The sequence below is a fragment of the Neorhizobium sp. LjRoot104 genome (assembly GCF_964253725.1).
In the GTDB taxonomy this organism is placed as follows: Bacteria; Pseudomonadota; Alphaproteobacteria; order Rhizobiales; family Rhizobiaceae; genus Neorhizobium.
Window position 1 is genome coordinate 26,849 of sequence record NZ_CAXURS020000001.1, and the last position, 18,635, is coordinate 45,483.

The 18,635-nt window shown below is 61.6% G+C and carries 18 protein-coding genes; 17 read left to right on the plus strand and 1 reads right to left on the minus strand.

The window, feature by feature from the left end; all coding sequences use genetic code 11:
• The first annotated feature begins 97 nt into the window (after positions 1-97).
• From ACSQ8R_RS00145 to murJ, 3 genes are all read left to right on the plus strand, one after another.
• Positions 98-1,129 carry a helix-turn-helix domain-containing protein gene (locus tag ACSQ8R_RS00145; RefSeq protein WP_436251530.1) on the plus strand — a complete coding sequence of 344 codons (1,032 nt, stop codon included), beginning with the start codon at positions 98-100 and terminating at the stop codon, positions 1,127-1,129.
• Positions 1,130-1,241: 112 nt separating this feature from the next.
• On the plus strand, positions 1,242-4,079 hold the full coding sequence (locus ACSQ8R_RS00150; RefSeq protein WP_436251531.1) for a [protein-PII] uridylyltransferase: 2,838 nt from the start codon (positions 1,242-1,244) through the stop codon (positions 4,077-4,079).
• A gap of 252 nt (positions 4,080-4,331) precedes the next feature.
• On the plus strand, positions 4,332-5,900 hold the full coding sequence (gene murJ / locus ACSQ8R_RS00155; protein ID WP_436251532.1) for a murein biosynthesis integral membrane protein MurJ: 1,569 nt from the start codon (positions 4,332-4,334) through the stop codon (positions 5,898-5,900).
• Here the strand turns inward: murJ and ACSQ8R_RS00160 are convergent.
• Positions 5,897-6,337 carry a DUF882 domain-containing protein gene (locus tag ACSQ8R_RS00160; protein WP_345923252.1) on the minus strand — a complete coding sequence of 147 codons (441 nt, stop codon included), beginning with the start codon at positions 6,335-6,337 and terminating at the stop codon, positions 5,897-5,899. The two genes, murJ and ACSQ8R_RS00160, sit on opposite strands and share 4 nt — an antisense overlap.
• Positions 6,338-6,710: 373 nt before the next feature.
• On the opposite strand from ACSQ8R_RS00160, the gene ACSQ8R_RS00165 reads away from it, so the two are divergent.
• The 14 genes from ACSQ8R_RS00165 (at position 6,711) to ACSQ8R_RS00230 (ending at position 18,557) form a co-directional block, all read left to right on the plus strand.
• The gene (locus ACSQ8R_RS00165; RefSeq protein ID WP_436251533.1) at positions 6,711-7,118 is read left to right on the plus strand and encodes a VOC family protein; all 408 of its coding nucleotides are present in this window, start codon (positions 6,711-6,713) and stop codon (positions 7,116-7,118) included.
• A gap of 88 nt (positions 7,119-7,206) precedes the next feature.
• Positions 7,207-8,271: a tryptophan--tRNA ligase gene (gene trpS, locus ACSQ8R_RS00170; protein WP_436251534.1), complete on the plus strand. Its 1,065-nt coding sequence runs from the start codon at positions 7,207-7,209 to the stop codon at positions 8,269-8,271.
• 135 nt (positions 8,272-8,406) lie between these two features.
• Complete coding sequence (locus tag ACSQ8R_RS00175; RefSeq protein WP_436251535.1) at positions 8,407-8,886, plus strand: universal stress protein; 480 nt, start codon at positions 8,407-8,409, stop codon at positions 8,884-8,886.
• A gap of 115 nt (positions 8,887-9,001) precedes the next feature.
• Complete coding sequence (locus ACSQ8R_RS00180) at positions 9,002-9,568, plus strand: NifU family protein (protein WP_436251536.1); 567 nt, start codon at positions 9,002-9,004, stop codon at positions 9,566-9,568.
• Between the two features lie 18 nt (positions 9,569-9,586).
• Positions 9,587-10,252 carry a tRNA (adenosine(37)-N6)-threonylcarbamoyltransferase complex dimerization subunit type 1 TsaB gene (tsaB, locus tag ACSQ8R_RS00185; RefSeq protein WP_436251537.1) on the plus strand — a complete coding sequence of 222 codons (666 nt, stop codon included), beginning with the start codon at positions 9,587-9,589 and terminating at the stop codon, positions 10,250-10,252.
• Positions 10,253-10,269: 17 nt separating this feature from the next.
• The gene (locus tag ACSQ8R_RS00190; protein WP_436255334.1) at positions 10,270-10,764 is read left to right on the plus strand and encodes a GNAT family N-acetyltransferase; all 495 of its coding nucleotides are present in this window, start codon (positions 10,270-10,272) and stop codon (positions 10,762-10,764) included.
• 41 nt (positions 10,765-10,805) lie between these two features.
• Positions 10,806-11,234 (plus strand): Fur family transcriptional regulator, encoded by a 429-nt coding sequence (locus ACSQ8R_RS00195; RefSeq protein ID WP_436251538.1) that lies wholly within the window; start codon positions 10,806-10,808, stop codon positions 11,232-11,234.
• Positions 11,231-12,034, plus strand: a complete 804-nt coding sequence (locus ACSQ8R_RS00200) for a lysophospholipid acyltransferase family protein (protein WP_436251539.1) — start codon at positions 11,231-11,233, stop codon at positions 12,032-12,034. Before ACSQ8R_RS00195 ends, ACSQ8R_RS00200 begins: the two co-directional genes overlap by 4 nt.
• Positions 12,035-12,077: 43 nt before the next feature.
• Positions 12,078-13,490, plus strand: a complete 1,413-nt coding sequence (miaB, locus tag ACSQ8R_RS00205; protein WP_436251540.1) for a tRNA (N6-isopentenyl adenosine(37)-C2)-methylthiotransferase MiaB — start codon at positions 12,078-12,080, stop codon at positions 13,488-13,490.
• A 23-nt stretch (positions 13,491-13,513) separates the two neighbouring features.
• Complete coding sequence (locus ACSQ8R_RS00210; RefSeq protein ID WP_038539202.1) at positions 13,514-14,569, plus strand: PhoH family protein; 1,056 nt, start codon at positions 13,514-13,516, stop codon at positions 14,567-14,569.
• A gap of 18 nt (positions 14,570-14,587) precedes the next feature.
• On the plus strand, positions 14,588-15,097 hold the full coding sequence (gene ybeY, locus ACSQ8R_RS00215; protein ID WP_436251541.1) for an rRNA maturation RNase YbeY: 510 nt from the start codon (positions 14,588-14,590) through the stop codon (positions 15,095-15,097).
• 9 nt (positions 15,098-15,106) lie between these two features.
• Positions 15,107-16,291, plus strand: a complete 1,185-nt coding sequence (locus ACSQ8R_RS00220; protein WP_436251542.1) for a hemolysin family protein — start codon at positions 15,107-15,109, stop codon at positions 16,289-16,291.
• A gap of 96 nt (positions 16,292-16,387) precedes the next feature.
• On the plus strand, positions 16,388-17,989 hold the full coding sequence (lnt, locus tag ACSQ8R_RS00225; protein WP_436251543.1) for an apolipoprotein N-acyltransferase: 1,602 nt from the start codon (positions 16,388-16,390) through the stop codon (positions 17,987-17,989).
• Between the two features lie 151 nt (positions 17,990-18,140).
• On the plus strand, positions 18,141-18,557 hold the full coding sequence (locus tag ACSQ8R_RS00230; protein ID WP_037079404.1) for a helix-turn-helix domain-containing protein: 417 nt from the start codon (positions 18,141-18,143) through the stop codon (positions 18,555-18,557).
• Positions 18,558-18,635: the final 78 nt, after the last annotated feature.

Here is an 18,635-nt window from a genome sequence, read left to right on the forward strand (position 1 = left end):
ATCGGCGCCTTCCAACCCTCGCTCCGCATGCCTTTCGACCTCGAACGTGATAAGGGCTTCGCAATCATAATTCAGGCCGGTTTTACCAAGGTTCCACGTGCTGTCCGTTCCCTTGCCCTTTCTTGCCGGCCTTGTCTTCGCGCTGACGCTGTACCGCAGTCTGAAGGGCGTCGAAACGCCAGGCTCGCGTCGTTACTTCTTCGCTTTCCTTATCCTCTATGCCCTGCAGGGCGTGATCGTCGGCCTGCATTTTGGCTACGGCATCAAGGCGCTTGCGCCGGTTCAGCCGATCACCGCCGCGATCATGCCGCCGCTTGCCTTCCTGGCCTTCCGTGCGTTGATGGACGAACGCTTGGAAAAGCCCTGGCTGCATGTCCTGCCACCCCTGGCCGCCGCCATCGCTGTCGGTTTCCTGCGTGCTCTCGTCGATCCATTGTTGCTGGTGATCTTCTTCGGTTATGGCATCGCGCTTTGGCGTCTGACGCTCTCGGGTGGCGCGGACGTGATGGCGGAAGCGTCGCTTCCGCGCATGAGACCGGCGTTGCGTGCCGCCCGATTGACCGCCGGCCTGATGCTGTTTTTCGCCGTCAGCGACGCCGCACTGGCGGTCTACACCGATATCTATGGCCCCGGTGATGTGCCGTTGGCCGTTACGATCATGAACCTGGCGGCGATCGCTGCCGTGATCGCCTACTATTTTTCACCCGATTTCTCTCCAGCCAAACCACTTCCCGCTTCCTTCGCAATCAAGCCGACCGAGGAAGACAGGGTCGCGCTGTCCCGCATCGAGGCGGTCCTGGAGGATGGCGAGCTTTACAGGAACGAAGACCTGAGCCTTGCCAAGCTTGCCCGCAAGGCGAGGCTTCCGGCCCGCGAGGTCTCTGCCGCCATCAACCGCGTGACGGGGCTGAATGTCTCGCAATTCGTCAACGACCGCCGCATCGCCGAAGCCTGCCGCCTTCTGCGGGAAACCGAAAGGACGGTGATCCAGGTCATGCTGGACGTCGGTTTTTCAACGAAATCGAACTTCAACCGTGAATTCCGGCGGGTGACCGGGACAAGCCCCAAGCAGTGGAGAGCCGAGGCCAGGGCTGCGCAAGACGACGGTGCCAGAAAAACACCGGCTTGAACTTCGACGCAGGAAGCAACAACTTTGAAACGTCCGATGATGATAATCGTTGGTCAAGGTGCCTCAAAACGATTATAGCCTCCCTCCGCAGGCCGGGCACCGGCAGGATAACATGGCCAGACACGACATCGATTTTTCTGAACTTCTCGACGTGGCCCGTCTTCGGGCCGATTGCAGGGCGATCGTCAAGGACAAGGATCGCCCTCAGCTCGAATTGCGGGCGGCACTTCTGCCGCTGCTGCGCCGGGCAAGCGTCGAGGGCCGCGAAAAGGCGCGCCAGCTTCTCTCCAAGGACGGCAGCGGGCTGAATTGCGCCCGCCGCATCTCCTGGCTCCAGGACCAGCTGATCCGCGTTCTCTACGAGACGATTGCCGAAGGTCTCTATGCAGAGGGTACGGATATCGCCGTGGCGGCCGTCGGCGGTTACGGCCGCGATACGCTGGCGCCCGGCTCGGACATCGACCTCCTGTTCCTGCTGCCTCCCCGAAATACCGAGACCATGCGCAAGGCCGTCGAGTTCCTGCTCTATGTTCTGTGGGACATGGGCTTCAAGGTCGGCCATGCCACCCGCACCGTTGAAGAATGCATCCGTTTGTCCAAGACGGACATGACGATCCGTACCGCCATTCTCGAAAGCCGCTACATTTGCGGCCGCGAGGCACTGGTGGCCGACCTCGAGAGCCGTTTCGACAACGAAATCGTCGCCGACACCGGCCCGGAATTCATCGCCGCCAAGCTTGCCGAGCGCGACAATCGTCACGAGAAGGCCGGCGACACGCGCTATCTGGTCGAGCCGAACGTCAAGGAAGGCAAGGGTGGCCTGCGCGACCTCCATACGCTCTTCTGGATCGCCAAATATTACTACCGGGTCCGCGAGACGACCGAACTGGTGAAGCTCGGCGTTCTCTCCCGCGAGGAGGCGCGTTCGTTCGAAAAGGCGGACGACTTCCTCTGGGCGGTGCGCTGCCAGATGCATTTCCTGACCGGCAAGGCCGAGGAGCGTCTCTCCTTCGACATCCAGCGCGAGATCGCCGAGAGCCTCGGTTATCATTCGCGTCCCGGCCTCTCCGCCGTCGAACGCTTCATGAAGCACTATTTCCTCGTCTCGAAGAATGTCGGCGATCTGACCCGCATTCTCTGTGCGGCGCTGGAAGAGCAGCAGGCGAAGGCGGCCCCCGGACTTACCAACCGCGTCATTTCGCGCTTCACCAAGCGTCTCCACAAGATCCCCGGCACCGTGGAATTCGTCGTGGACCGTGGCCGCATCACGCTTGCCGATCCGAACGTCTTCAAGCGCGATCCGGTCAATATCATCCGCTTTTTCCATGTGGCCGATATCAACGGGCTGGAGCTTCATCCCGATGCCCTGAAGCGCATGACCCGCTCGCTTTCGCTGATCGACAACGATGTGCGCGAGAACGAGGAGGCCAACCGGCTGTTCCTTTCGATGCTGACCTCGCGGCGTGACCCGGCCCTGATGCTGCGCCGGATGAACGAGGCGGGCGTGCTCGGCCGGTTCATTCCGGAGTTCGGCAAGGTCGTCGCGATGATGCAGTTCAACATGTATCATCACTATACCGTCGACGAGCACCTGATCCGCTCGGTCGAAGCGCTGTCGGAAGTCGACAAGGGCCAGGCTGCCGATATCCACCCGCTCGCCAACAAGGTGATGCCGAGCGTCGAAGAGCGGGAGGCGCTTTATGTCGCCGTGCTCCTGCACGACGTCGCCAAGGGCCGCCAGGAGGATCACTCGATCGCCGGCGCCCGCATCGCGCGCAAGCTTTGCCCGCGTCTCGGCCTCAATGCCAAGCAGACCGAGCTCGTCGTCTGGCTGATCGAAGTGCATCTGCTGATGTCGATGACGGCCCAGACCCGCGACCTGCACGACCGCAAGACGATCACCGACTTCGCCGAGAAGGTGCAGTCGATGGACCGGCTGAAGCTGCTGCTGATCCTGACCATCTGCGATATCCGCGCCGTCGGCCCGGGGGTCTGGAACGGCTGGAAGGGCCAGCTCCTGCGCACGCTCTACTACGAGACCGAGCTGCTGCTCTCGGGCGGTTTCTCCGAGGTCTCGCGCAAGGAGCGCGCCAAGGTCGCCGAGGAGGAACTCGTCAAGGCACTGGCCGACTGGAGCGCGAAGGACCGCCGTACTTATTCCAAACTGCACTACCAGCCCTATCTCCTGTCGGTCTCGCTGGACGACCAGGTCCGTCATACGAAATTCCTCCGTGACACGGACAAGGCAGGCCAGGCGCTCGCCACCATGGTGAGGACGGACAGTTTCCACGCCATCACCGAGATCACGGTCCTGGCGCCGGACCATCCGCGCCTGTTGTCGATCATCGCCGGCGCCTGCGCTGCGGCGGGTGCCAACATTGCCGACGCGCAGATTTTTACGACCTCGGACGGGCGGGCGCTCGACACGATCCTGGTCAACCGGGAATTCCCGGTGGACGAGGATGAATTGCGCCGCGCCGGCACGATCAGCCGGATGATCGAGGACGTGCTGTCGGGCAAGAAGCGACTGCCGGAAGTCATCGCGACGCGCGCCAAGTCCCGCAAGCGCAACAAGACCTTCACCATTCCGCCGTCGGTCATCCTCTCGAACGGCCTGTCGAACAAGTTCACGGTCATCGAGGTGGAATGCCTCGACCGCACCGGCCTGCTTGCGGATATCACCGCCGTGCTCGCCGATCTTTCGCTCGACATTCATTCGGCACGCATCACCACCTTCGGCGAAAAGGTCATCGATACCTTCTATGTCACCGATCTCGTCGGCCAGAAGGTCGTGAACGAGAACCGCCAGGGCAATATCGCGGCGCGGCTGAAGGCCGTGATGTCCGAGCAGGAGGATGAGCTGAGGAGCGGCATGCCGGCAGGCATCATCGCCCCGGCTCCCAATCCGGATCAGGCGCCGCAGCCGCGCAAGTCCAAGGCAAGCGTGTGAGGCGGGTTTGATGACGGGCCTGTTGGGATACGACCGGCTTACCCCCCTCTGCCCTGCCGGGCATCTCCCCCTCAAGGGGGGAGATTGGCAAGACGTACCCACATCGCTTCAAATGCAACGTTGCAAATTGGCGAGACGCCGCCACAAGTCGATCTCCCTCCTTGAGGGGGAGATGCCCGGCAGGCCAGAGGGGGGTAGCCCCAGGCCACAGCCTCGCTTGTCCGGCACAACGCACATCCTGGAACCCGCCCGATGAGCCTCGTCAAAAAATTTGCGACAGTCGGCGGCGCGACCCTCGGCAGCCGGATTTTCGGTTTTGCGCGCGAGACCTTCATGGCGGCGGCGCTCGGCACCGGCCCGATGGCCGATGTCTTTTATGCGGCCTTCCGCTTCCCGAACCTCTTCCGCCGGCTGTTTGCCGAAGGCGCGTTCAATGCGGCCTTCGTGCCGCTGTTTTCGAAGGAGATCGAGGCGAACGGCGTCGAGGGCGCCAAGCGCTTTTCGGAAGAGGTTTTCGGCGTTCTCTTCTCGGCGCTGATGATCATCACCATCGTCATGGAACTGATGATGCCATGGCTGGTGGAATGGATCATCGCGCCGGGCTTTGCCGACGATCCCGAAAAGACCTCCATCACCATCCGCCTGGCTGCGGTGATGTTCCCCTATCTGATGTGCATGTCGCTGACGGCGATGATGAGCGGCATGCTGAATTCGCTGCATCACTTCTTCGCTGCGGCCATCGCCCCTGTCTTCCTCAACGTGGTGATGATCGGCGCGCTGTTCTACGGCCTCTGGATCCATGCCGATCCGCTGACCATCGCCTGGTATCTCTCCTGGAGCGTGCTGGCGGCCGGCGTTCTGCAGCTTGCGGTGGTCTATGCCGGTGTGCGCCATGCCGGCATCAATATCGGCTTCCGGCGCCCCAAGATGACGCCGAACGTCAAGCGCCTTCTGGTGCTGGCCGTGCCGGCGGCCGTCACCGGCGGCATCACCCAGATCAACCAGATCATCGGCCAGGCGATCGCCTCGGGCAAGGAAGGCGCGATCGCCGCCCTTCAGTATGCCGACCGCATCTACCAGCTTCCGCTCGGCGTGGTCGGCGTCGCCGTCGGCGTCGTGCTCCTGCCGGAACTTGCCCGTGCCTTGAAGGGCGGCCATCTCAAGGAAGCCGCCAATACCCAGAACCGTTCGATCGAATTCGTGCTGTTCCTGACGCTTCCGGCCGCCGCCGGCCTCTGGATCCTGTCGGACGCGATCATCCGCGTGCTCTACGAGCGTGGCGCCTTCTCCGTCGAGAACACCTCGGTCGTCGCCTCGATCCTCGCCATCTATGGTATAGGCCTGCCGGGCTTCGTGCTGATCAAGGCGCTGCAGCCCGGTTTCTATGCCCGTGAGGACACCAGGACGCCGATGCGGTTCACCCTGCTATCGGTCGTCATCAATTCAGGCCTGGCGATCTCGCTTTTCCCCCTGATCGCCGAGCGCGGCATTGCGACGGCAGAAGCTGCGGCCGGCTGGACCAATACCGTTCTGCTGTTCACGACGCTCGTCTGGCGCGGTCATCTCACATGGGAATGGGCACTCGCAAGGCGCACCGCCATGCTGCTCGTCTCGACGGCCATCATGTCCGCAACGCTGATCTATGCGCTCCGTTATGCCAGCCCATGGCTGGTCCCGGATGCCCTGCTGATCCATCAGGTCGCAGCGCTCGCCTGCCTGCTGGTCCTGGCGATGGTTGTCTATTTCGCCTGCGCGTTCCTGATCGGCGGCGCCGACATCGGCATGATACGCCGGAACATCAAGCGGAAACCGAAGGCCTAACCCCGCTTGCGCCGACCGCAATAGGCCCAGCGACGTTTCGGCCCGACATCCACATGCACGATGCCGTTGCAATAACGGCCGATGCCGCCGATGCCGGGTGCGCTGGCCGCGGCGGCGAGGATAGCGCGTTCCGACACGCCCGGTACCCGGATGTCGGCCGCATAACAGTGACTGTGCTGCGATCTGCCCGAATGCGGCCGGTGGCCCGACGTGACCATCGGCTTGCGCCCGGTCTCGCGTGCGATATGGGCCAGGATGGCCCCCAGTTTTTCCGGGAAGCAACTCGTTCGGACGCTGATCCGCTGCACGGTGAAAAAGGCTGAATAATCGTGCTTGAAGGAAGTGCTTCTTCGCTTTTGGCTTTCGCCAGCTTCTGCTGTGACATTCAGGCCTAGCGCCAATAGGCAGGAAAGCGCGACGCGAAATATGATGCGCATGGGACATCCCCGAGAACAGACCGTGTCGTTCATGACCGGTTAACCGTGGTACGCCTGGGTATTTCCTTTCCAAAATGGGCGCGAATAAGGAGGCTTTTGCTCAGAAATGGGATTTTGTCTGCCTAAAAGGCTAACATTCATTAATCTTTTCGGAGACGTGTGGAGAAAAATTTTGCCTTTAGGCGTATTGACTTAGGAGTTGTACGTCCAATGAGGTAGTCGTTTCGTGGCCCTACCTCGAATGACATGTGGGTTGCTCTTTTGTTGCTGTTGGCGTTTCGCCAGACCTCCTGAACGGAGTTCCGCGCTACGCCAAAGACCGCCACGGCGGGCAATTCTCAAGGGTAAAAATCACTCGAATCCGGAGTTTTGCATGCCCATCCAATCGCTGTTTCTCGTGGCCCTGATCGTCGATGACTACGACCGGGCAAAGGATTTCTATTGCGGCGTGCTCGGCTTCGATTGCCTGGAGGACAGCGCCCAGCCGGAAGGCAAACGCTGGCTTGTGGTGAAGCCGAAGGGCGGCGAGGGGGCGGCACTGCTGCTGGCTGAGGCTGCCACCGACACGCAGAAGGCGGCGATCGGCAACCAGACCGGCGGCCGCGTCGGCTTCTTCCTGAAGACCGACGATTTTGCTCGCGATCACGCCGCCATGACCGCCAGGGGCGTCCGGTTCCTCGAGGAGCCGCGGCATGAGGTCTACGGCTCGGTGGCGGTCTTTGCCGATCCTTACGGCAACACCTGGGATCTGATTGAGCACGCCGCTTCCCGAGCCTCTTGATCCTCCGGGCTTCGCCGTGCATAAGCCCGCGCGTTAGCAACATGACCCTTCGGGTCTGGGGCCCTCCACCAGCCTAATCGAGGACGATATGAACACCTTCAAGCCGCTTGTCTTTTCCGGCGTCCAGCCGACCGGCAACCTCCATCTCGGCAATTACCTCGGCGCGATCCGCAAGTTCGTGGCGCTGCAGGAAAACAACGACTGCATCTATTGCGTCGTCGATCTGCACGCGATCACCGCCCAGCTCGTCCATGACGACCTCAAGGGCCAGATCCGCTCGATCGCCGCCGCCTTCATTGCTTCGGGCATCGATCCGAAAAAACATATCGTCTTCAACCAGTCGGCCGTGCCGCAGCATGCGGAGCTCGCCTGGGTCTTCAACTGCGTCGCCCGCATCGGCTGGATGAACCGCATGACCCAGTTCAAGGACAAGGCTGGCAAGGACCGCGAGAACGCCTCTCTCGGCCTGCTCGCCTATCCGAGCCTGATGGCCGCCGACATTCTCGTCTACCGCGCCACCCACGTGCCGGTCGGCGACGACCAGAAGCAGCATCTGGAGCTTGCCCGCGATATCGCCCAGAAGTTCAACATCGACTTCCAGGAGAAGATCCGCGCCGCCGGCACCGGTGTCGACATGGTCGTCGGCGAGGAGCCGATCCATGGGTTCTTTCCGCTGGTCGAGCCGTTGATCGAGGGGCCGGCGCCGCGCGTCATGTCACTCCGCGACGGCACCAAGAAGATGTCGAAATCCGACCCGTCGGATCTGTCGCGCATCAACCTGATGGACGACCCGGAAGAGATCGCCAAGAAGATCCGCAAGGCCAAGACCGATCCGGAGGGCCTGCCGAGCGAACTCGAAGGTCTGAAGGGCCGCCCGGAAGCCGACAATCTGGTCGGCATCTATGCAGCCCTTGCCGACAGGACGAAGGCGGACGTTCTCGCCGAGTATGGCGGCCAGCAGTTCTCTGCCTTCAAGCCCGCCCTGGCCGACCTCGCGGTTCACGTGCTCGCGCCGATCACGTCGGAAATGCGCCGCCTGATGGACGACACGACCCATATCGACGCCATCCTCAGGGATGGCGGCGAGCGTGCCCGCGCCCGCGCCGAGAAGGTCATGGGAGACGTCTTCGATATCGTCGGCTTCCTGCGCTGAGATTGTCGGCGCCTTTCGAGTCACGCAAAGATTGCATACCCGTCACGACATTCGTGGCGGGTTTTCATTTTCTTCGGTTGGTATAAGTTCCGCATCACGACTGCTCGGGTCGTCTACATGCGAAGGAGGGGCGGCATGGTATCGAAACGGCTATCGCGGCTTGAAGGGCACCGGCGCAAGTTCATGGCGGTCATCGACGGCACGCCGGAATGCGAAAAGGCGGTGCATTACGCCGGGCGCCGCGCCAAGAATTCCAACGGCGGTCTCGTGCTGCTTTTCGTTATCCCCGAGGGCGATTTCCAGCAATGGCTGGGCGTCGAGCAGATCATGCGTGCCGAGGCCCGCGAGGAAGCGGATGCGGTAATGGCCAAGGCCGCCCAGAAGGTGCGCGAGACGATCGGCATCGATCCGGAAATCGTCATCCGCGAAGGCAACGCCAGCGAACAGATCATCCAGCTGGTCGAGGAAGACCGCGATATCGCCGTCCTCGTCCTGGCGGCCGGCTCCACCAAGGAAGGGCCGGGACCCCTGGTGTCCGCCGTTGCAGCCTTCCCGATTCCCGTCACCGTGCTGCCCGACACGCTGACGGCCGACGAAATCGACGCGCTGGCCTGATTGCGGACTTGATCTTGCGCAGGCAAAGGAGCACTTGAACGAAAAGCTGATACGGCTTATCTTCTTTTGAAGAGTTCTAAATTTGCGAGGGGCGCCGTGCCCCAGGAGAGACGAGATGTTCATTCAGACGGAAGCCACCCCCAACCCGGCGACCCTGAAGTTCCTGCCTGGCAAAGTCGTCATGGATAAAGGCACCGCCGATTTCCGCAATGCCGGCGAGGCGGAAGCATCTCCGCTGGCCGAGCGTCTGTTTGGCATCTCGGGCGTCACCGGCGTCTATTTCGGCTACGACTTTATCACCGTGACCAAGGAACGCGCCGAATGGCAGCACCTGAAGCCGGCGATCCTCGGTTCGATCATGGAGCATTTCATGTCCGGTGCGCCGGTCATGGGCGGTACTTCCACGCTTGCGGAAGCCTCTGACGTCGAAGGTGAGTTCTTCGACGAGGACGACGAAACGATCGTCGCGACGATCAAGGAACTGCTCGAAACCCGCGTCCGCCCGGCCGTCGCCCAGGATGGCGGCGACATTACCTTCAAGGGCTTCCGCGACGGCACGGTCTATCTCAACATGAAGGGCGCATGCTCCGGCTGCCCGTCCTCCACCGCGACGCTGAAGCACGGCGTGCAGAACCTGCTCAAGCATTTCGTTCCGGAAGTGCAGGCCGTCGAAGCTCTCTAAGCCCGACGGCACCGTTGAATGATCGTTCTCGCCATCGATACCGCCGGGGTGGATTGCTCCGCAGCGCTCTATGACAGCGCGGCGGGCAAAGTGCTGTCTGAAGTGACCGAGACGATCGGCAAGGGCCATGCCGAGAGGCTGATGGCGGTCATCGATGAAGTGCTCGCCGCCGCCAATCTTCCCCTCAAGTCAGTCGAGCGTGTGGCGGTCGTCATCGGCCCCGGCTCGTTCACCGGCATTCGCGTCGGTGTTGCGGCTGCCCGTGGTTTGGCGCTGGCCCTTGGTGTCGAATCGGTCGGCGTGACCACGCTTGAGGCTCTTGCGGTCAAATTCCTTGAGGAACATCCAGGTCATCCGGTCGTGGTCGCCATGGATGCCAAGCGCAACGAAGTCTACACGCAGGCGTTTTCCGCTGCGGGCGAGGCGTTGAGCCAACCCGCCGCGCTTTCGCCGGAGGACGCTTCGGAACTGGCCAAATCTCTTTCGGCGGCAGCGACCGGCTCCTGGGTCGAGCACTCCCTTGGTAAGGGAACGGCCGATTATGACGGGCGGGACCGCTTCGATATCGCCGTTGTGGCGCGCATAGCCGCCGAAAAACCTGTGGATGCGCAACGTCCCAAACCATTGTATCTTCGGGGGCCAGATGCGAAACCGCAGACCGGTTTTGCCCTTGCCCGTTCGTGAATGTACAGACTGCGCCGATGCTCGACGACTACCTGACCTGGAAGCCCTATTTCGAAGTCGTGCCGATGGAGGCTGGCGATTGCCTGGAAATCTCGGAGCTGCATGGCCAGCGATTTCCGCGTCGGTGGAGTGATGGCGAATTCCAGAACCTGCTCCTGCAGCAGAATGTCTTCGGTTTCGTTGCGCGCCAGACCAATGCGTTTTTCTCGAAGCCGCTCGGCGGTTTCGTTCTGTCGCGTGAGGCGGCCGGCGAGGCGGAGATACTGACAGTCGCCGTCAATGAGAAATTCGGCCGGGTCGGGCTTGGCTGGCGTTTGATGCAGGCGGCCTTGCGCGAAGCGGCGTCGCGAGGCGGAGAGAGCATGTTCCTGGAAGTGGAGGCAGCCAATCGCCCTGCCGTCGAGCTTTACCGCAAGCTCGGATTCCAGAAAGTGGGCGAACGGCCAGCCTATTATGCAGGGCCGGACGGGACGCGATCCTCTGCGCTTGTCATGAGCCGCGTTCTTCGCTAGTCCGTTAACTTCTACGGGAACGTTTCGAAGGCCAGAACGACATGACAGACCTTTCCAAGACCCTGGAGGAGCTGTGTGCCGAGAAAGGCATGCGAATGACGGATCAACGCCGCGTGATCGCGCGTATCCTGCAGGATTCCGATGACCATCCGGATGTCGAGGAACTCTATCGCCGTTCCTCGAAGGTCGATTCGCGCATCTCGATTTCGACCGTCTACCGCACGGTGAAACTGTTCGAGGACGAGGGCATCATCGAGCGTCACGATTTCCGCGACGGCCGCTCGCGTTACGAGACCGTGCCTGAGGAACATCACGACCATATGATCGATCTCAATACCGGCAATGTCATCGAGTTCCGCTCGGCGGAAATCGAGGCGCTGCAGGAACGCATTGCCCGGGAACACGGGTTCCGTCTCGTCGGCCACCGGCTGGAGCTCTACGGCATCCCGCTGGATAGGAACGATAAGTGATTACTTGGGCGCGGATCGGCTTCGTTTTCGTTGCTCTTTTCGCAGTTACGCTGGTGCTGTTGCCGTTTCAGCTCCTCGGCCTCGCCTTCGACCTCAAGATCCGCCGCTATATCCCGCGCTACTGGCATAGGACCGCCTGTTTTCTGCTTGGCATCCGTATTCATGTTCATGGAGCGCTTGAGCCCCGCCGGCCTCTGATGCTTGCCTGCAATCATGCGTCGTGGAAGGATATTCTCGTGCTCGGGGCGGTCGCCGACGTCGTCTTCATTGCCAAGATGGAAGTGTCGGAATGGCCGGTCTTCGGCACGCTCGCCAAGCTGCAGAAGAGCATTTTCGTTGTCCGCGAACAGAAGCGTCGTACCGGCGACCAGGTGAACGAGATCGCCGAGCGCATGGCGGATAGCGAAATCGTCGTGCTCTTTCCCGAAGGCACCACCTCCGACGGCAACCGGCTTCTGGAGGTGAAGTCGTCACTTTTCGGTGCCGCCGCCGCCGCGGTCCAGCACACGCCGGAAGGTGTGGTGCATGTCCAGCCGGTGGCGATCGCCTATACCCGCGTCCACGGCATGGCCATGGGCCGCTATCATCGGCCGATCGCGGCATGGCCGGGCGATATCGAACTTGTGCCGCATCTGCTCGGCGTCCTGAAGGAAGGGGCGTTAGACGTGGACGTTGCGTTCGGCGAGACGATCGATTTTCGCGCCGGTGACAACCGCAAGCATCTGAGCATGGCCGTGACGAGCCGGCTTCGCCGCATGCTGATCCGCCATCTGCGCGGCCGCGACTACGAAGACCTCTAGGAAACGCTTCAATTCCGGGTCTTCTTGCGGTATGGAGCGAGCCATGAACGAACACGTCTCCCTTTCCGTGGCCGCCGACGAGCCGGTCCAGCGCTCGAATTCCCGCAAGGTCTTCATCAAGACCTACGGCTGCCAGATGAATGTCTATGATTCAGGCCGCATGAGCGACGCCCTGGCGGGCGAAGGATACGTCCCGACCGAGGAGATGGGCGAGGCCGACCTCATCCTCCTCAACACCTGTCACATCCGCGAGAAGGCGGCCGACAAGGTCTATTCCGCGCTCGGACGTCTTCGCGACATGAAAAAAGCGCGTGCCGCTGAAGGCCGGGAGTTGATGATCGGCGTTGCCGGCTGCGTCGCCCAGGCCGAAGGCGAGGAAATCATCCGCCGCGCGCCGGCCGTCGACGTCGTGATCGGCCCGCAGACCTATCATCGCCTGCCGGAAGCGCTGAAGCGCGCACGCGCCGGAAAGCCTGTCGTCGATACCGAATATGCGGTCGAGGACAAGTTCGAGCACCTGCCGGCAGCTGAGAAGGCGAGAATCCGCTCGCGCGGCGTCACGGCCTTTCTCACCGTCCAGGAGGGCTGCGACAAATTCTGCACCTTCTGCGTCGTTCCCTATACCCGCGGTTCGGAAGTCTCGCGCCCCGTCCAGCAGATCGTCGACGAAGCATGGCGGCTGGTCGACGGTGGCGTGCGCGAAATCACGCTGCTCGGCCAGAACGTCAATGCATGGCGTGCGGAAGGCCCGAACGGCGGGGAATGGAGCCTGGGCGACCTTCTCTATCGCCTGGCGGAAATCCCGGGCCTCGCGCGTCTGCGCTACACGACCAGCCATCCGCGCGACATGGATGACCGCCTGATCGAGGCTCACCGCAACCTGCGCACCCTGATGCCCTATCTGCATCTGCCGGTCCAGGCGGGTTCGGACCGCATTCTGAAGGCCATGAACCGCCGCCACACCGGCGCGGAATATCTTCGCCTGATCGAGCGCATCCGTGAGGCCCGGCCGGATATCGCCATCGCCGGCGATTTCATCGTCGGTTTCCCCGGCGAGACGGATAAGGACTTCGAAGACACGCTCCGCCTCGTCGAGGATGTGAATTACGCTCAGGCCTATTCTTTCAAATATTCGACCCGCCCCGGCACGCCCGGTGCCGATCTCGGCGATCAGGTGCCGGAAGAGGTGAAGGCGGAGCGGCTGGAAAGATTGCAGTCCCTGCTCTTGAAACAGCAGGCCGAGTTCGCCAAATCCTGCGTTGGAAAGGTCATCGACCTGTTGCTGGAAAAGCCCGGTCGCATGCCAGGACAGGTGATCGGACGCTCTCCCTGGCTTCAATCTGTGAATGTTGATGCAAAAACATCGCAAATCGGTGACATTATCCAGGTACGAATCAGTGGAACCGGCCCGAACAGCTTGTTTGCCGACCCGGCAGGGAGTTTAATAGGAGCCTGAGCAACATCGAGGAGCTTGCCTACTTGAACGGACGTGAATTGGTTTCTTCATCCGCGCGCCAACCCCGCACCGCCGCTACCGACGCCAATCACTTTGTCCTGACGTTCGAGAACAATAGGTTCGCCAGCGAGCTTTTCGGTCAGTTCGATCAGAATCTCAAACTTCTCGAAGAGCGGCTTCATATCGATGCCCGGGCACGCGGCAACTCGGTGGCCATCTCCGGCGATCTGACCGCGACAAACCAGGCGCGCCGGGCGCTGGACTTCCTCTATGAGCGTATCCAGAAGGGCGGCTCGGTCGAGACCTCCGATGTCGACGGGGCGATCCGCATGGCGCAGGCGGCAGACGATCAGCTGCAGCTGCCGACGCTTGAGAAAAAAGCCAAGCTCTCCATGAGCCAGATTTCCACGAAGAAGAAGACGGTCGTCGCGCGCACCCCGACCCAGGACGCCTATATGCGGGCGCTGGAACGGTCTGAACTGGTTTTCGGTGTCGGCCCGGCCGGTACCGGCAAGACCTATCTTGCCGTCGCCCACGCGGCCCAGCTTCTGGAACGCGGCGCCGTCGATCGCATCATCCTGTCGCGCCCGGCCGTCGAAGCCGGCGAGCGCCTGGGCTTTCTCCCCGGCGACATGAAGGACAAGGTCGATCCCTATCTTCGTCCGCTCTATGATGCACTCTATGACATGATGCCCGGCGACAAGGTGGAGCGGGCGATCACCGCCGGCGTCATCGAAATCGCGCCGCTCGCCTTCATGCGCGGCCGCACGCTCGCGAACGCCGCCGTCATTCTCGACGAGGCTCAGAACACCACGTCGATGCAGATGAAGATGTTCCTGACGCGTCTCGGCGAAAATGCCCGGATGATCATCACCGGCGACCCGAGCCAGGTCGATCTGCCGCGTGGCGTAAAATCCGGTCTGGTGGAAGCGCTGCAGATCCTGAAGGGCGTCGAAGGGATTTCGGTGATCCGCTTCAAGGATACCGACGTGGTCCGCCATCCGCTGGTCGGCCGCATCGTTAGGGCCTATGATGCGCAATATGCCGTTCACGAGGAGAGCGAGGAAGTCGACCGGTAACGGTCGGATCCAAACCTTATGCCCCAACTCGACATACAGATCAGCATTGAAGACGAGGGCTGGCCCGATGAGCCGGCCCTTTTAGCCCTGAGCGAAAAAACGCTTGGCGCAGCGGCCGAATTCCTGGTGGACCAGGAAAAACAGCCATTCCCGGAAGTCGCCCCGGAATTGTCGCTGGTCTTCACCGACGACGCGGCGATCAAGGAAATCAACGCCGAATGGCGCGGCAAGGACAAGCCGACCAACGTGCTGTCTTTTCCGGCTTTTCCGCTCGAACCGGGCAAGAAGCCCGGCCCGATGCTCGGCGATATCGTCATCGCACGCGAGACGGTTGAGCGGGAAGCGGTTGATCTCGATAAAAGTTTCGAGGATCATCTGACTCATCTGCTCGTCCACGGTTTCCTGCATCTGTTCGGCTACGACCATATGCAGACGGACGAAGCGGAACGAATGGAAGCGTTGGAGACTCGCATTTTGGCCACCCTTGGCCTATCTGACCCCTATGCGGGGCAAGACCCGATAGTATAGTCTGGACCTATGAACGACTTTTCGACAAACCCGACCCGTGAGGGCAAGGACGCCGACTCAAGTTCCTCGGAAGAGGGCAGTAGTCCGTCTCGAGCGGAAGCCCAAAAACACCAAAGCTCTTTCTGGTCGCGCGCCGTGAGGCTGCTCAGGCCATCGCAGGGCGAAAAGCTCCGCGAGGACCTTGCCGACGCGCTGATGACCGACACCAATATCAGCAATGCCTTTTCGCCCGAGGAACGGGCGATGCTGCACAACATTCTCCGCTTCCGTGAGATCCGAGTCGAAGACATCATGGTGCCGCGCGCCGATATCGAGGCGGTCGATATGACCATGACCATCGGCGAATTGATGATCCATTTCGAGGAAACCGGCCGCTCGCGCATGCCGGTCTATAACGACACGCTGGATGATCCGCGCGGCATGGTCCATATCCGCGACCTCCTCTCCTATCTTGCCAAGCAGGCTCGCAACAAACGCCGCACCAGCGCGCGCGCCGCACCCGCCCAGCCGATGCCGCTTGCGACTGACAAGCCGGAAAAGGCGGAAAAGACGGTGCGCACCCCGCGGCCTGCCTTCGACCTCGGCCGCGTCGACCTTGAGCAGACGGTTGCCGAAGCCGGGCTGATCCGCAAGATCCTGTTCGTGCCGCCTTCGATGCTCGCCTCCGACCTCATGCAGAGCATGCAGGCCGCGCGCACCCAGCTTGCGCTCGTCATCGACGAATACGGCGGGACGGACGGCCTCGTCACCCACGAGGATATCGTCGAAATGGTGATCGGCGATGTCGAGGACGAGCATGACAACGAGGAAGCCATGTTCTCCCGCACCAGCGAGGATGTCTTCGTCGCCGACGCGCGTATCGAGCTCGAGGAGATTGCCAAGGCGATCGGGTCCGATTTCGACATTCGCGACCGCCTCGACGACGTCGATACGCTGGGCGGCCTGATCTTCTCCGCCCTCGGCCGCATCCCGGTGCGCGGCGAAGTGGTGCAGGCGGTGCCCGGCTTCGAATTTCAGATCCTGGAGGCCGATCCTCGCCGCATCAAGCGCGTTCGGATATTGCGCAAGCGGACGCTCGCGCGCCGCCGCCAGAAAGGAGAGGGCGAAATGCTGCTCTCCGATCAGACGCCGACGACTGCCCTGCTGCCGGCGCCACCCGCTCAGGACGCCGACCGGCACAATCACCAGGCCTGAATGATCCCAGAGGCGCCAGCGCCTCTTTGACCTCACGACAAGCCCGCCATTTTTTGAAAGACTGCAGCCGCTGATTCGGGGCGGAAGGGAACATAGATGGAGCGGCTGGCGGGCAGGATCATGCTTCTCTGGGGCTTCCCGCGCGTCGTCGTTGCTTTTCTCGCAGGAGCGATCGGGGCGCTCGCCCTGCCGCCCTTCGGCTTCTTCGCGGCGCTTTTCATCTCCTTCACGCTGCTTGTCTGGCTGATGGACGGTTCCACCGGCGATCCGGATGGCGGATGGTTCGCCCGGTTTCGTTCGGCCTTCTGGATCGGCTGGGTCTTCGGTTTCGGCTATTTCGTCGCCGGTCTCTGGTGGCTCGGAAACGCACTTCTGGTGGAAGCGGATGAGTTTGCTTGGGCGCTGCCGCTCGCGGTTCTCGGCCTGCCTGCCTATCTCGCCCTCTTCTACGGTCTTGCGGCGGCGATTGCCCGCATCTTCTGGTCGGACGGCCTCGGTCGGATGGCCTCGCTCGCCTTCGGCTTCGGTCTTGCCGAATGGCTGCGCGGCTTCGTCGCCACCGGCTTCCCCTGGAATGCGGTCGGATATGGCGCGATGCCCATGCCGGTGATGATGCAGTCTGCAGCCGTGCTCGGCATTTTTGGCGTGACGGTTCTCGCCGTCTTCGTGTTTGCGGCACCCGCCCTGATCGGCACCAGAAAGGGCATGCGGACCGGACTGACGCTCGCTGTCCTGCTGTCAGCCGCCCATCTGGGTTATGGCGCCTATCGTTTGCACGTCGCCGACACCCTGCCGGTTCCGGCAGCGGACAATCAGCCGGTCGTCCGCATCGTTCAGCCGGTAATCGACCAGGCGCGAAAACTGGACGATGCCGAACGGGCGGCGATCTTCGAGGAACATCTGGCGTTGTCGGCCCTGCCGCCCGAGAACGGCAGCAAGCGGCCGGACATCATCGTCTGGCCGGAAACCTCGGTGCCCTTCATTCTGACCCAGAACCCGGATGCGCTGACCCGCATCGCCGAGGTGCTGCAGGATGGTCAGGTTCTGATCACCGGCGCGGTCCGATCCGAAGATACGGGCGCCGGCTTCGCCCCCCGCTTCTATAATTCCATCTATGTGATCGACAGCGAAGGCCAGATCGTTTCGGCGTCCGACAAGGTGCATCTCGTCCCGTTCGGGGAATATGTCCCCTACGAGGATCTGCTTCGCAATCTTGGAATTCCCGAGGCCATCGCCATGCCGGGCGGATTCAGTGCCGCGCCGGTGCGGGCCATGCTGACCCTGCCGGGGGGGAGGACCTTCTATCCGCTGATCTGTTACGAGGCGATCTTCCCCGACGAGATCGGGCCGGGCGTGGAGCGGGCGAGCGCGCTTCTGAATGTCACCAATGACGGCTGGTTCGGTGCGACACCAGGCCCGTATCAGCACTTCCAGCAGGCCCGAATTCGCGCGGTCGAAAACGGCCTGCCGCTGATTCGCGGCGCAAATACCGGCATTTCAGCAATTGTAGACCCCTTCGGAAGGATAATCCGGGGTATGGCCTATAATCAAAAAGGCGTGATGGACGCAACCTTGGGCGGTATTTCAATCCCGCATTGGGATGTGAATGCTCGGGAACAGCACTTCTGGTTGGTTCTTGCAATGATGTTGTTGATTGCAGTCGTCTCGCGCGCTGGTTTTAATTTTCGGACGAATTGACCAAAAACCCCTAAAATTGCATAGTGGTCTCAGCCTTTCGTCTCGCCATATGCTTCAAACGTTGAGCCTGTTGTGACCAGCCGCGCGAAGTGTATCTACACACGCAGACCGGGTTGTGAGGATTGAACACAAACGTCGTCAGGACATCGTTATGATTGAAAACAAAAAGAAGCCGAACCCGATCGATATTCACGTCGGGAGCCGGATTCGCCTTCGCCGGACCATGCTCGGAATGAGCCAGGAAAAGCTGGGTGAAAGCCTTGGCATTACGTTCCAGCAGATTCAGAAATACGAGAAGGGCACCAACCGCGTTGGCGCCAGCCGCCTGCAGAATATTTCCAGCATTCTCAACGTGCCGGTCTCTTTCTTCTTCGAGGATGCGCCGGGCGATCAGGGCGGTCAGGGCGGCATGGCGGAAGCCTCGAGCTCCAACTACGTGGTCGATTTCCTCTCCTCCTCCGAGGGCCTGCAACTGAACCGGGCTTTCGTGAAGATTTCGGACCCGAAAGTTCGCCGGCGCGTGGTAGATCTCGTAAAGGCCCTGGCAGCGGATGCCGAGGTCGAATAAGACTTATTGATATCAGCGCAAAAGCGGCCTCCGGGCCGCTTTTTTGTTGCCTGTGACGGGGCAACGGGTGTTGCGGGA